The sequence below is a fragment of the Clostridia bacterium genome, assembly GCA_028698525.1.
Taxonomy (GTDB): domain Bacteria; phylum Bacillota; class Clostridia; order JAQVDB01; family JAQVDB01; genus JAQVDB01.
Genome location: JAQVDB010000001.1, coordinates 1 through 14,529 on the forward strand (window position 1 = coordinate 1; position 14,529 = coordinate 14,529).

16 protein-coding genes, 2 tRNA genes and 1 other RNA gene are annotated in these 14,529 nt (G+C 34.9%); all 19 read right to left on the reverse strand.

Going from position 1 to position 14,529, the window contains the following annotated elements:
• Nucleotides 1–842 precede the first annotated feature (842 nt).
• Nucleotides 843–1,841: a LacI family DNA-binding transcriptional regulator gene (locus PHP06_00005; GenBank protein MDD3838944.1), complete on the reverse strand. Its 999-nt coding sequence runs from the start codon at nucleotides 1,839–1,841 to the stop codon at nucleotides 843–845.
• A 186-nt stretch (nucleotides 1,842–2,027) separates the two neighbouring features.
• Nucleotides 2,028–2,171, reverse strand: a complete 144-nt coding sequence (locus PHP06_00010; protein ID MDD3838945.1) for a hypothetical protein — start codon at nucleotides 2,169–2,171, stop codon at nucleotides 2,028–2,030.
• Between the two features lie 640 nt (nucleotides 2,172–2,811).
• An RNA gene (gene rnpB / locus PHP06_00015) (RNase P RNA component class A) lies at nucleotides 2,812–3,149 on the reverse strand.
• A 61-nt stretch (nucleotides 3,150–3,210) separates the two neighbouring features.
• Nucleotides 3,211–3,918 (reverse strand): C4-type zinc ribbon domain-containing protein, encoded by a 708-nt coding sequence (locus PHP06_00020; protein ID MDD3838946.1) that lies wholly within the window; start codon nucleotides 3,916–3,918, stop codon nucleotides 3,211–3,213.
• A gap of 200 nt (nucleotides 3,919–4,118) precedes the next feature.
• The gene (locus PHP06_00025; GenBank protein ID MDD3838947.1) at nucleotides 4,119–5,237 is read right to left on the reverse strand and encodes a Nif3-like dinuclear metal center hexameric protein; all 1,119 of its coding nucleotides are present in this window, start codon (nucleotides 5,235–5,237) and stop codon (nucleotides 4,119–4,121) included.
• Nucleotides 5,213–5,917, reverse strand: a complete 705-nt coding sequence (locus PHP06_00030) for a class I SAM-dependent methyltransferase (protein MDD3838948.1) — start codon at nucleotides 5,915–5,917, stop codon at nucleotides 5,213–5,215. The genes PHP06_00025 and PHP06_00030 overlap by 25 nt, the downstream gene beginning before the upstream one ends.
• 71 nt (nucleotides 5,918–5,988) lie before the next feature.
• Nucleotides 5,989–6,066, reverse strand: a tRNA-Ile gene (locus PHP06_00035).
• 5 nt (nucleotides 6,067–6,071) lie between these two features.
• Nucleotides 6,072–6,146 (reverse strand) — tRNA-Asn (locus tag PHP06_00040).
• Between the two features lie 114 nt (nucleotides 6,147–6,260).
• On the reverse strand, nucleotides 6,261–6,725 hold the full coding sequence (locus PHP06_00045; GenBank protein MDD3838949.1) for a DUF3189 family protein: 465 nt from the start codon (nucleotides 6,723–6,725) through the stop codon (nucleotides 6,261–6,263).
• Nucleotides 6,726–7,190, reverse strand: a complete 465-nt coding sequence (locus PHP06_00050) for a DUF3189 family protein (GenBank protein ID MDD3838950.1) — start codon at nucleotides 7,188–7,190, stop codon at nucleotides 6,726–6,728.
• Nucleotides 7,191–7,208: 18 nt separating this feature from the next.
• Nucleotides 7,209–7,403 (reverse strand): hypothetical protein, encoded by a 195-nt coding sequence (locus PHP06_00055; GenBank protein ID MDD3838951.1) that lies wholly within the window; start codon nucleotides 7,401–7,403, stop codon nucleotides 7,209–7,211.
• A 24-nt stretch (nucleotides 7,404–7,427) separates the two neighbouring features.
• Complete coding sequence (locus PHP06_00060) at nucleotides 7,428–8,321, reverse strand: YIEGIA family protein (GenBank protein ID MDD3838952.1); 894 nt, start codon at nucleotides 8,319–8,321, stop codon at nucleotides 7,428–7,430.
• Between the two features lie 12 nt (nucleotides 8,322–8,333).
• Entirely contained in the window at nucleotides 8,334–9,464 is a 1,131-nt protein-coding gene (locus PHP06_00065; GenBank protein ID MDD3838953.1) for a stage II sporulation protein P, read from the reverse strand.
• On the reverse strand, nucleotides 9,457–10,176 hold the full coding sequence (locus PHP06_00070) for a DUF1614 domain-containing protein (GenBank protein ID MDD3838954.1): 720 nt from the start codon (nucleotides 10,174–10,176) through the stop codon (nucleotides 9,457–9,459). The genes PHP06_00065 and PHP06_00070 overlap by 8 nt, the downstream gene beginning before the upstream one ends.
• Before the next feature lie 133 nt (nucleotides 10,177–10,309).
• Nucleotides 10,310–10,969, reverse strand: coding sequence for a phosphate signaling complex protein PhoU (gene phoU, locus PHP06_00075; protein ID MDD3838955.1), 660 nt, complete (start codon nucleotides 10,967–10,969; stop codon nucleotides 10,310–10,312).
• A gap of 19 nt (nucleotides 10,970–10,988) precedes the next feature.
• Nucleotides 10,989–11,744, reverse strand: a complete 756-nt coding sequence (pstB, locus tag PHP06_00080) for a phosphate ABC transporter ATP-binding protein PstB (protein MDD3838956.1) — start codon at nucleotides 11,742–11,744, stop codon at nucleotides 10,989–10,991.
• Nucleotides 11,737–12,594 (reverse strand): phosphate ABC transporter permease PstA, encoded by an 858-nt coding sequence (gene pstA, locus PHP06_00085; GenBank protein MDD3838957.1) that lies wholly within the window; start codon nucleotides 12,592–12,594, stop codon nucleotides 11,737–11,739. The genes pstB and pstA overlap by 8 nt, the downstream gene beginning before the upstream one ends.
• 1 nt (nucleotide 12,595) lies before the next feature.
• On the reverse strand, nucleotides 12,596–13,444 hold the full coding sequence (pstC, locus tag PHP06_00090; GenBank protein MDD3838958.1) for a phosphate ABC transporter permease subunit PstC: 849 nt from the start codon (nucleotides 13,442–13,444) through the stop codon (nucleotides 12,596–12,598).
• 61 nt (nucleotides 13,445–13,505) lie between these two features.
• Nucleotides 13,506–14,381, reverse strand: coding sequence for a phosphate ABC transporter substrate-binding protein (locus tag PHP06_00095; protein MDD3838959.1), 876 nt, complete (start codon nucleotides 14,379–14,381; stop codon nucleotides 13,506–13,508).
• Nucleotides 14,382–14,529 lie beyond the last annotated feature (148 nt).

Consider the following 14,529-nt stretch of genomic DNA (forward strand, 5'->3'; position numbering starts at 1 on the left):
TAGTAAGCGACATATCCCTGAGAATCAGAAGTAGTTGTTGCACATCCTGTAAACATACTAATTACCACGATAAGCATAATTAATAACGCAACTACCCTTTTCATTAAAACCCTCCTTAATCATTTTTATTTTTTATTTATTTCCGTCAAAGACGGTAATCTTAAACCCTTTATATATCGTTGCCACACTAATTTATATTGGTCTCATCAGCATTGATATCAACTTTAACTCTTTTTAAAATATTTTAAAATCAGTAAATCTATAATCAAGGAATTTCTTTTTTAAGTCTTTGCTTAGAGTTTCTAATAATTTTATTGAGTTATATTGTCGGAATACTCAGCATATTTGTTTGCTGTGTCAATTTAGATCGATAGTGTAATATTTCAAAAACTGACTAGACTAAACGATAAAATTATCCATACTATTTTCACTTTATTAAAAATTGTTAATATTCTAATTCTTTACCATAAACTTGCTAAATATATTCCTGTAGCCAAATAGATTAATGCAAGATCTTTGATTTATTTGTCTATGCTTATAATTAGATTACTTGATATGAAAATCATCCTATCAAAATTGATGTGAATTACGACATTTAGGAAACAAATTTTTATTGTAATTAAAAAAGCTTTACTTGTTTGTAAGACATAATTATAAAATGTTTTAATTACAATAATCATCGAATAATTTAGTACAATATGTAGATTGGCAATTACATATATAGTATAATATAGCAATTTTTGAATGTCAATAGTATTTTCGAAAATATATAGCTATTTCTGTTTTTAGGGTTTGTCCTTTTCGAAAATATGAATATGCATAATTGTTTTTTGATTTATACTTTATCTTTTATTTATTGTAGATTTTCTTTGAATTAACCTTGGTGAAAGTTTTACATTCTGAATCACATTGTATTGGCTCTCTTTAATTTTTTTAAATAGGAGCTTAACAGCAATTTTCCCCATTTCTTCTACTGGACCTGCTATAGTTGTAAGTTCTGGTCGACAATAAGATGATACTCTTGCGTTATCTATACCTAATATTGAAATATCATCAGGCACTATGAGACCTTTATCGAAAATGGCTTTTGTTGCTCCTATAGCAATGTCATCATATGCAGCTAAAATAGCCGTTGGGACATCATCTTCGAGTAACATATTATTCATTAATTCATAACCACATTTTTGAAATCTTTCTTCGCTTACCTTGATATACTTTTTGTTTATTTGCATTTTATTTTCACGCATAATTTTCATAAATATATTCAGCCTTGTATTTGATAATTCATCTCCAATATAGCCAATATTTTTATGCCCCAATTGGATTAAATATTCAACAGCTAACCTAACACCATACTCATCGTCTATTTTTATACAATCAAGTTTTTTAGTTTCTGTATTTTGCGCAATTAGGACAAGAGGTATAGAAGCATGCTTTTTATGTTCCAATAAAATATTTTCAACGTCAGAACTCTCGGTTATAAAAATAATCCCTTCAACATTTGCGTTTATTAAATGTTTTAGATAGTATCTTTCATCATTTGTCTTAAAATTTGTAAAACCAATTATGCAAATATATCCTTCTTTCCTTACTTCTTCCTCGATTATACTTATGATTTGAGAATAATAATTACTTGTAACTTCAGGGCATATTACTCCTATAATTCCGAGTCCGTTTGTTAATTTTTTTTCAGGCGTTTTAAATTTATAATTCAAGTCTTTAGCAATTTTGATTATTTCTGATTTAGTTTCTTTATTTATATCGGAGCTATCTCTCAACGCTTTAGAAACGGTGGATACGGTTACTCCAGCTATTTCTGCAATATCTTTTAATCTAACCACATGTTTCTCCTTTCCTTTTATAAGCTTTAAATCTTTCAGTATTTTTTAATTAATGGATATCTATAGTCAGCTTCTATTATGATTTTATCGAAAAAAACAGAAAAGATCAAGAACGTTTTCGAAAATATTACTTATTTATTTGAATAACGAAAATAAAATTCAAAGACCTATCATTATTTTGAGTTATTATATCAACTTCCATTTTCTATGCTTTTTATCATCTGATTTATACACCCGTTGTTTTATCTTACACCATTTATTTCTATTATATATTATGTGTACAATAATTCCATCTCTGTGATCATAATCGGGTAGGAGATATATAATCATTTTATCTATCTCCTACATCACCTTACGTAAATTTCACGTATACGGCGATTTCATAGTTTAGACTCTAACTTCAAGGTAATATTTAAGAAAACTTAACTTTCTTTGCCACTCCTATTTTCTGAATATTTTTAAACTTTACTCTAGCTTTCTTCCACATTTTCCATATTATAATCCGAATTCTTCTTAATCATTCATAAATAGATTTCGTGATATTCTTCATGCCTGCCAATTTGAAGTAAAGTATATCCTAGGTATCTTTCTTGATTAAGCCTAGTTATTGTAGTTTCCTTCTTTTCTTTATTCTTTATGAACATTCCTCTAATAATTTCTAGATAAGCGATATAATTCTATTGTCTTTAATTGTCCTTGATAGGATTTTTATTAGCATAGATTGATTTACTGTAGAAGTCCATCTGTTTCATCTTATCGACTCACCTGCGCCTTTCATGTTCCACACTATTCCCGCAGTTGACGATGGTGCCTTTGTTCTGTTTTCTGCATTCTAACGTGTTCTCGGTAATTTTTATTTGCTTGTTCTCCTATGATTCAACGGTTCCTACTACCAAGCCCATAGTAGACTTTCGCTATACCAGGCACACGACAAAAAACCTCAAGGCAATATGCCTTGAGGTTGAAATGTTAAGCGAGCAAGTCTATAAGCCGAGTTCTGTATTAGATGGTCATCTATCTAGGATGCTAGTTGCCTAACATCTCCAGCAACCTTACCCGAGGAAGTGACGGGCCGCCACGTTCTTTCCTCCTACTTGGTCTTGCTCCGGATGGGGTTTACATAGCCGATCAGTCGCCTGACCGCTGGTGAGCTCTTACCTCGCCTTTCCAACCTTACCCCGGTGATGGGGCGGTATATTTCTGTTGCACTTTCCTTAAAGTCGCCTTCACTGGGTGTTACCCAGCATCCTGCCCTATGGAGCTCGGACTTTCCTCGTCTTATAAAGACGCGACCATCTGACTTACTCGCATTTTTTTCAGGAATTTAATTTTAACACAAAGAAATTTATTTGTCAAAAAAATTTATTTATTATTCTATGCAGATTACTCTGCCACAGGTTTCACATTCCACAATTTCATCTTCATTTTTCAATTTGTCTATCAATGCAAAAGGAATAGTCATATTACATCCGCTGCATTTATTCTGCTTTAGTTTTGCCACCACAATCTTTTTAAACTTTCGAGCATTTTTATATCTCTTTAATAACTCTGGCTCTATTTTCTTTTCCACCTTCTCCATTTCATCTTTTATCTCATCTATTTTGCTATTTATTGTGCCCATTTCTTGCTTATGCAATTTATTTATTTTCATATATTCTTTTTTACCTTTGGCCATTTTCACCCTTATTTTGTTAATATTATCTTCCATAACTTTTATCTGATCAATCAAATTGATAAGCTCTTCTTCCTTGTTGTTTATCTCCCTTTTATATCGTTCAGCATTATTTTGTAAATGTTCCAATTGCTTGATATCGCTAATTTCACCACTATAAAGCCGTTCATGGTCACCTTTTAGATTATACGTTAGATCCTCTACCACACTGCTGATCTTTCTATAGACTTTATTCTTATCATCTACCTCGCTGGTTATAGATTTTAATTTACGGTTTTGTATTATTAAATACTTTTTTAATTTTAGCAGCTTTTTTCTTTTATCAGACTCTTCTTTTTGTTTATTGTACTTTAAAAGCATATCGTCTAAAGTTTGATATCTAAAAAGCAAATTTGCTTGTTTCATTGCTATACCCCTCCCTAGAAAATTTTAAGTGCCGAATTTTTTTTAAATCTATAAAGAGGGTGATACTTCAAGTCACCCTCTAAACAACATGTATACAAGAAAAACGAAAACTCATAAAAAATCATTTTTAAAAATAAAAATAAACATTATATAAATATATTATAACAAAAAAACAAATTTTAGGAAAATATAAATTGATATTACAAATTATAAATTATCTGTTCATCACCAGAATAACCAACAACTTCTACATCCAGTGCCTGTTCCTTAAAAAACTTTTTTAAATAATTGATCAAAAAAGGCAGTATGATAACCTCTGTATTATAATGTCCCGCATCTATTATGCATAAACCGGAATTTACTGCTCTTTGAGCATCATGATACTTTATATCTCCCGTTATAAACAAATCTGCATTTTTTGAAACTGCACAATCTATAAGACTGGAACCACTGCCCCCGCATACAGCTACCTTTTTTATGCTTTTTTCCATATTGCCTGCAACATTTAAACTTTTAATATTCAATTGATTCTTTACAAACTCTGCATACTCTTTTAAGTTCATTATGTGATGAACTTTTCCTATCTTCCCTAGACCATATGTATTTAATTTATTTTTCAAAGGATATACATCGTATGCAACCTCTTCATATGGATGAGACTTTATCATGGCATCTATGACCTTATATAAATCTCTTTTTCTGACTATCGTTTCCATCCTATATTCTTTAACTTTTTCCAGCTTCCCTTGTTTTCCTATAAAAGGGGAGGTTCCTTGCATAGGAATAAAAGTCCCCATTCCTGACATTTGAAACGTACAGCCGCTATAATTACCAACCCAGCCTGCTCCTTGTTCCGTAATGGCACTTCTCACATCATCCTGATATCCTTCCGGCACAAAAACCACTAACTTAAAATATTCTTCTGAATATGTCTCATATAACAGTTGGGTTTCCTTCAGTTTGAATATATTCGCAAGTTGTTGATTCACCCCTTCAGGTGCAATATCTAAATTGGTATGAGCTGAATAAACAACAATATCGTTTTTTATTATCCTAGATATGAGTTTTCCTGTAAAGGTATCCAAGTCGATAGATTTGACTCCATCAAACAAAAAGGGATGATGGGTAACAATCATATCCACACCATCTTGTTCAGCCTGACGAACTACACCAAAGGTTAAATCAAGTGCCACCATAATTTTTGCAACTTTTATATCACGGCTTCCAATCTGTAATCCGGAGTTGTCCCAACTCTCTGCAAGATATGAAGGTGCGATTTCTTCCAAAATTTCAATCACTCTGCTTGCTTCGCAACCCATTTCAATACCTCCTTATAAGAATTTAATAAATTCTCATAATATTTTATCTTCACTACAGAATCATCATCTTTAACGTTTTCCAAACTATTCAAAACCTGATTTATTCTACTTATTCTAAAAACCAGAAAATCTTCAAGCAAGGGATCTTTTTTTTGAATGATCTTCGGACCAATATCCAGTTCTATAAAATCATATTTTTTCATATTTCCGGGATGGCACACAATTATTTGATAATACTTGCTTCTGTCCCTTATTAATTGCTCATCAACTATACTAAGACCTATATCATAGAAAGACTTTCTTAGTTCGTACTCCGCTCCATTAGGTTGCAACACCAACCTGCCCACATACTTGATGATATCTTTACCTTCTGATAAAATCTTCTTTATCAATAATCCTCCCATTCCGGAAATAACTAAACAGTCAACTTTTTCCCCTTCAAGAACGCTGAGTCCGTTTCCTCTTCTCAATTGTATCATATTTTGCAAGTTATATTTTTTAATATTTACTTGTGCCTTTTCAAGGGGACCGTAATTTATATCGGTAGCTATCACTTTTTTGCAAACTTTTTGCCGGATCAAATATATCGGAATGAGGGCATGATCAGTACCCACATCTGCCACTGTATCGCAGATTCCTACATTTTTGGCTATGGCTGCTAATCTAACAGGTAATTTCATGTTTTCACCCAATCTTATTTGTATATATAAAATAAAAAGCTAGATATATGCATATATCTAGCTTTTCATTATGGTGGGCCTTCAGGGACTCGAACCCCGGACCTACCGGTTATGAGCCGGTTGCTCTAAACCAACTGAGCTAAAGGCCCGAATTTGGCTCCCCGAGTAGGATTCGAACCTACGACCCTCCGGTTAACAGCCGGATGCTCTACCGCTGAGCTATCGAGGAATTTTTACTGACAAAGAATATTATAAATACAAATTGGTTTTAGGTCAAAGCCTGAATTTATTTAAAATCGCCAATCTAAAGAGATTATTGCCCATTTAGTTGACTTTCCTCTTACTATCTACCATGCATGGCTACTGTGTTTTTCACACTTTCAACCAGATCAACAAGCTTTCTATAGCTTTTTCTTATTCCGTATACAGTAAGAGGTCTACCTATCAAAACCCAGTTCATTCTTCTGGACATAAAACCTCCCGTCATTGTAAATAAATTTAAATCAATTAACGAATTTATTATTATGATATTTTTTTTAACACCATTTATGTTCAATAAGCTATATATTGAATTGGTAACAATCTTCCGCGAAGACTTCATTCCTATAGAAAATATTTGGTTTCTATAGCTATCTATCCCCATATATAAAGGGCTACCAATCTTCTCTGGAGGCATCTGATCATAAAAAGGAACTTTATTAAATTCATCAGCTAATGGTACATGGTCATCAGGCAAATATCCCAAGTGAATGCTAGCAGCAGTTATAGATGTGTGAGCACTGCCGTAGCAAGCATAGAAAATATACATTTATTCGACCTCCTGAATCTCTTTTTTTACTTTTAGGACGGTCTTTGATATGTTTAAATATCTGTTTTTTATATGACTGTATATAATGCGTTCCGATATTTCACTTGTAGTCTGTAATAATAAAAGATTCTCAGCTATCCTTATTTTGATTTTGCCCATTTCACCCTCATCTATATCATAATATTGTATATCATCTAAATTAAAAAAAGAAGATATGCTTTTATGTGCTCTTTGCATTACATCGGATAAATTCTTACACCCTATAGTATATACCTCGTTGTTGTACTCATCCATCCCTATATAAAAAAAATTGCCGTACATCCTTGAATACTTAGGCCCAAAGTATGGCAAACCAAAAATTTGTTCAAAGGTGGGGAGCACAAAAGGAGTCAGTATATCTAAGTGCATTGCTGATGCAACAACCGGCAAATAGCTTCCAAAATAGCTAGAATATATTATCTTCAATATTTCCCACCTTTTATTTTAATGTTTAACTATAATATAAACACCATTTTCTAGATCATGTACCATGCCATAAGTTATCCTTGTTAAATACATCGCGATTTTTTCCATTTCCTCTTCATCCTTTGCATAAAAACAAGGTACTCCCCCTGCTCCTACTTTATCGGGATGGGTAGTAACAACTGCAACTATTGATTTTTTAATGCCTACATCCATATTTCAATTTTCCTTCCTTCAAGACTAGTCAGCAGCCTTCCTTCCAGTCTCTGAAAATAATGGATACCTCTTTGCACTCTCTAAAATAGGTAATCTCTTAACTGCTTCTATTATCAAATCTATATCCGGCTCTTTGGGTATTATAAATATTGCAACATCTCCGGTTTTTGGATCTCTTTTTGCTATTGAAGAAAATTCCGGTTCATCAGTTTCTTTCAGTATTCCAAACAATACTGAAATATCATGAACTATTGCCTGCCTTTGTCCTATATTACCTAGAGTAATTCTTGTATTGTCATCTTTAGGCTTTATTGATATAGCTACACCTTTTTCCATTATCTTTTGCCTAGCTTCTTTGAGCCCAACATTCATCATCACTATATCATCTATCTTCAATAGGGCTCCGATAAATTTGATATCCCCTCTCTTCACATCTGCCACTTGCCCTATAGTAGTCTTGTCCATTATCTTTTTGAGTGAAACAACAACTACAATACCTGACAATATTCCTATAGCCACACTGTGTGTCAGGTAAATCATTATAGAAGTAGCCAAGGACGTTATCAATACAATGTAATTTCTTGCTTCAAATGTTTTTGCAATATCCTCTATATAAGCTGTTCCTCTCTTGATGAGCTCTGTTTCTTCTATCTTGTTTAGGCTTTCCCTCTCCATTCCTCTTATCTCTCTGAACTGTTGAAGTGCAACTGCTAAAAAAGTAACAGCTGTGTATTCTTTTTTGATAAGAGCGGGAAATGCCACTGCCCCCAACGCCGCTGCAATCATACCGATAGTAAGATGTATTACATATCCTTGAGGATAACTGGGATACTGTCTAAAATCAACCCTTAGTAAATAAAACCTGGCAAATGTACCCATTACTATACCGAAAATAATCAGCTCTTCAACACTATCCATTTTTGTCCCATCCTATTCTTTGGGATTTTTTCTTCTACCTAGAAAATTGGCAAACTCCTCTTTAGTCATTTTTGAAATCTTGGATCTAAACTCTTTTCTGCCTGAACTTAAGAATAGGAAAAGGCCTCCACCAACAACCAATATTAAAATAACCCAAAATATACCGCTAGTAGCTCCCTTACTGCTTTTAGTTATTGCAGAAATGTCCTCCTCCCTGTCCACTCCCGGTTTCTCCTTTGTCTCAGCACGTTTGGTAGTACCCCCGAATAGCGCAGCAGTAGCTACATCTGCAAACATTTCCGCTGATTTTTCTGCTCTCTCTCTCTTGTGAGAATATGTTCCCATCTCCAACAAAAGAGCTCTGGGGGCAATCTCCTGGTTGTAATTACCTTCTCCCATATATATATCCTTTACTAGTCCTGGATACATCTTGTCAGAAACCGATTTAATCTTTAATGCAACTTGTTTGTTTGCATTGCTGTTTTGATTTCTTCTGCCTATTACCAACCTCACCTTGGTAGCGGGCATACCTTCTATGTCTTTAACATAGGCTTCTTTGGGCACTGCATCCCTGTGCACATCGAATATAGCATCCGGTTTATTTTTAAGCAAATTTGCAACCGTCCTCCTCGACCGCCTGTATGCACCTGCATCATGGGGAGTATGAACTGTTTCATCCAGTATGGCATCTACTCCGTTATTTTCAAATCCTTTCTTCAAAGAACGGGCAACCTCAAATATACCTCCCTTATGTTCTTTACTCTCTGTGCCATCAGTAGGCACGTAAGATTCATCACTATGGGTACAGTATAACACTACAGTGCCCTTTTTCTGTGCTGCCGAGGGCAATATTTCATCTAAATCTATCTCCGGAAGTTTTATGTCTTCAATATATTTTGCATATGCCTCCTTTTGATTGTCATCTACCTTATATATCTCATAGCTTTTATTATCCCCGCTTATATATTCATCGCCTACGCTAACTTGGCTTGCAATCATAAAGAGTACTTTTCCATCATCTTTATAAACAGTATAATATCCATATCCATCTTCAAACCAATCATCGGCGTGGGCATCGTAAGGACCAATACAAAATAGAATAGTAATCATCAATAATACAAATGCTATTGTCTTTTTAATCATCCTCACCTTCTCTCCTTTTATCTCTATTTTTGAAGGGCTTAATCTTATCCTTATCTGTGCCCAACATACTGGCAAATTCAGCATTTTCATAGTCCATATCTTTTTTATCTGTTCCACCTTGCATCTTTTCCCTTATTTCCCCTACAACCTCTGCAAGAAGCACTGCAATCAGCCCTGAAATAACTGTTGCGTCCAGCACTCCTGCACCTCCAAGCCTCAAGGGACCGGGAATACCTTTGGTATAATTTATCACGGCTTGAGCGATATCTGCTATCATGACACCTAATACCCCAGCGATAAATGCACTCCTCCTAGAGCGCCCAAAAATATATGCTACAACTCCGCCTACTATTCCGTATACATAAAGAGGATCAATAAATATAGCCTCCGGTTCTGCAGGCAAAAGTTTAGCGCTGAAAAAAACAGCAACACCGGCAACAATGCTTGCAAGTATAGCCCTCAATTTTTCTTTTCCTGTTCCTGCTTTTACAAAAAGATATATAACAAGTATCAAAGGAATTACAGCACCTGCTATATTTATCGTTAATTTATTACCTAAAGGTATATCTGGAATAAAGCTCCCAATAATAAAAGCACCCAAAAAAAGCAATGCCCCTTTGTCACTTAATCTCAACCTATCCAAAACCCTGTGCGCCACTCCAAAGAAAACTAAAATTGCAATTACAACTAGCAAAAGCAAACCAATTGGCACTATTACCACCTCAATTATCTTTTTGTAATAATTATATTTCCCATAATGTTTTATATATATTCAATAGCGTTTTTTATCTTTTTCCATATTTCCGGAAATAAATAAGCCTATGGAACTTACACATTCCATAGGCTTATTTATTTAGATCTTCCTGTTTCCCTGTCACATTGTATATAACCCATTCTGCTATGTTTGTTGCATGATCGGCAACCCTTTCCAAATATTTTGCAATGAGCAGAAAATAGGTAGCTTGCGTGATAGTTTTAGCATCTTGCATCATTATAATAAGCAGCTCTCTCAATATCTGCTCATATAATCCATCAATCTCATCATCTAGAAGACACACCTTTTTTGATAACTCTATATCGTTTTTCACATATGCATCCAGCGAGCGGCTGAGCATCTCAATACACAGCTGGGACATCCTAGGAATATCTAAAAGTGGCTTTATATATTGCTCATCAGCCAATTTAAAAACTATTTGAGAAATATCCACAGCATGATCTCCTACCCTCTCCAAATCGGTGATTATCTTTAATGCAGTTGTTATCATCCTTAAATCTCCTGCCAAAGGCTGTTGAGTTGCGATCAGCTTTACACACCTGTCTTGAATATACACTTCCATCTTATTTATCTGTTCATCCTGTTGCAATATTTGTTGTGCCAGATTTATATCTTTTTTTATTAATGCCTTTATGGCTTCTTGTATTCTATTTTCTACCGCTGCGCCCATCTTTAATATATTATTTTTCAAACATTTTAGCTCTTGGTCATATATAACTCTTGCACTCATATAATATCCCTCCCGATTTTCAACCAAATCTTCCGGTAATATAATCTTCTGTCCTTTTATCTTTAGGTTTATAAAATATATCCTGGGTCTTTCCCATCTCTACCACTTCACCCATCAGGAAAAATGCCGTATAATCCGATATCCTCCCTGCCTGTTGCATATTATGGGTAACAATCACTATAGTATACTTGTGTTTAAGGTTCTCAATAAGTTCCTCTATCTTTCCTGTAGATATCGGGTCAAGGGCGGATGTAGGTTCATCCATCAATACTATTTCCGGCTCCACCGCAAGCACCCTTGCTATACAAAGTCTCTGCTGTTGACCGCCGGACAGTCCAAGGGCATTTCCATTCAATCTGTCTTTTACTTCATCCCACAACGCAGCATTTTTTAAACTTGCTTCAACAATATCATTTAATTTATTTCTGGCTTTTATGCCATGCACTCTAGGGCCATATGCGATATTATCATATATGCTCATAGGAAATGGATTAGGCTTTTGAAACACCATTCCTACTTTTTTTCTGAGCTCTATCACATCAAAATCTTCGAATATATCTCTTTCATCTATCAATATTTTGCCCGTTATTCTTGCATTTTCTACAAGATCATTCATTCTGTTTATTGATTTAAGGAAAGTTGATTTACCACATCCTGAAGGTCCTATCAATGCTATAACTTTGTTGCTTTCTATTGTTACATTTATATCTTTTAATGCCTGAAAATCCCCATAAAATAAATTCATTTTTTCAATTATAATCTTGTTGTTATCCATTCTTTGCTTGCCCCCTAACTGATGTTATAGCTATCATCTTTTTCATCGCCCTATTTGCTGCAAAATTTATAATCATGATGAGAATTATCAATACCGCTGCTGTTCCATAAGTGTTTTGCATAGACAACCCTTCTGAAGCCATAATATATATGTGTACAGCCATAGTTCTTCCTGGACGCAAAACATTGTTCGGTATCCCTAATGTCCCTCCTGCAGTCAACATCAATGCTGCTGATTCTCCTACAGCTCTACCTATACCTAGTATTATCCCTGTGATTATACCTGACAGTGCGGAAGGAAGAACGACTCTGCTTATCGTCTGCCACTTTGAAGCTCCTAGTGCTAGACTTCCTTCCCTATACTCCCTTGGAACAGATCTGATTGCCTCTTCTGATGTCCTTATCAATGTAGGCAAAATCATAAGTGACAATGTCAATCCTCCCGATAAGACAGACAATCCCAGCTTTAAAAATAAAACAAAAAACACCATACCAAATAATCCAAAGATAATTGAAGGGATCCCTGCCAAAGTTTCAATAGTAAATCTAATGATCCTTACACCTTTCCCTTCTTTTGCGTATTCCGCCAAATAAATTGCAGCACAAACGCCTATGGGGACGGAGATAACAAGTGATATTCCTACAATATAAATCGTTGAAATGATTATAGAGTATATTCCTCCACTCTTTCCCATATTCTCTGGTTCCTCGGTTAGAAACTCCCAGTTTATATGAGGAATACCCTGTATCATTATATGGCCTATTATCGCAATCAATATAAAAACACTTATTGCAGAAACTATCCACAATATAAAAGTAGCTATTTTCTCTCCCAGCCTGATCTTATTCAATCTATTCACCCACTTTCCTGGGTATAAAGTTTACAATAGCATTTAGCACCATTATAAATACAAACAACACTACTCCGGTGGAAAACAGGGCGCTTTGATGATCCCCTGTAGCATAACTCATATCAATTGCTATATTGCTAGTCAAAGTCCTGACCGGATTAAATAAGCTATCCGGCATCATAGGTCTATTGCCTGCTACCATCATGACCGCCATAGTCTCTCCTATTGCACGACCAAGACCCAATACTATCGATGTCATTATACCGTTTCTAGCAGCAGGAAGGATAACTCTTTTAATAGTCTGCCATCTAGATGCACCCAGTGCTAGAGAATCTCTCTCATATTCTATAGGTACAGCCTTTATCGACACTTCAGATATATTTATTATTGTAGGAAGTATCATAATTGCCAATACTATAGATGCCGTCAGTATACTAAACCCATTGCCTGAGAAATATTTCGCTATGATAGGCCTTATAACAATCAATCCATAAAAACCATATATAACAGAAGGTATACCAGCAAGCAATTCAATTGCAGGCCTTATTGCATTTGCCATCTTGGGCTTTGCTATCTTTGCCAAAAATATTGCACAGCTAATCCCTACAGGTACTCCCAACAATAGTGCACCTATTGTCACATAAACAGAACCAACTATCATAGGGAAAATACCGAAATATCCTTCTGTAGGCAGCCACTTTGTGCCAAATAGAAATTCGCCTAATCCCGCCTTAAAAAAAATAGGAAAGCCTTCTTTAAATATAAAAATTGTTATTAAAACAACTGATAATGCTGTCACTAGTGCACATGAAAACAATATATTTTTTATTATTCTTTCTTTTAAATTCAAATCAGAACACCTCATCATCTAGTTTTACACCTCAAAAAACCAAACCTGCTCATCAGCAGGCTTATTTTATCGGGATATATTCCTTAGCGACTATATCCTGCCCATGATCGCTCAATACCCAGTCGATATATTCCTTTACCAAACCATCAGGTTTTCCATTAGTAGCATAGTTGAAAGGCCTTGCGATTTTATAGTCCCCAGACAATACATTTTCTTCATTAGGTTGTACACCTTCTATGATCAAGCCTTTTACTGATTCATCCAGTATTCCCATTGATATATAACCTATAGCATTTTTATCTCCCTTTACTGCTTCCTTTACCCCATTTTGCGATGACTGTATTATGGCATCCTGGGTAAACTCATTTTCTTCACCTACTACCAGTTCATGGAAAGCTCCTCTTGTACCTGACGCTTCATCCCGGTTTACAATAGTTATTTCAGAATCTTCTCCTCCCAACTGGCTCCAATTAGAAATTTCCCCTCTATATATATTAGCTATTTGCTCTACCGTTAGCTCGCTTATTGGATTGTCATTGTGTACTACTATTGCTATACCGTCTTTTGCAATGACTACAGGTTCTAATCCAGCAGCCAATTCTTCATCTTTTAAATTCCTAGAGGCTGCCCCTAAATCACAACCTCCTTCACTGACCAATTTCATCCCAGCCGATGAGCCGCCTCCATTAACATCGATTTGCACATCTGGATTCAGTTTAACAAATTCTTTTACCAGTTCTTCAGATAGGGGTTGTACAGAGGTAGACCCTGCGATTGTAAAACTGCCTGATAGCCCACTTGTTCGATCATCGTTCTGATCCCCAACAGCATCCTGTTCTTGATCATCATCAACACCAGTGCCGCATCCGGATAACAATCCAAACACAAATATTCCCATCAATAAAAATAAACTCAACTTAAATAATTTTTTTAACATTTCTCATCCCCCAATTTTGAGAATAATAAACTTTTGAATTATGCTACAACTATTGTTTCAAAGTCTATTATCCATATACTGTTTGAATAGAATATATCATCGATATGTTAATGGTAGATAAACATTATGTTAAATCCACGTTAAAAAA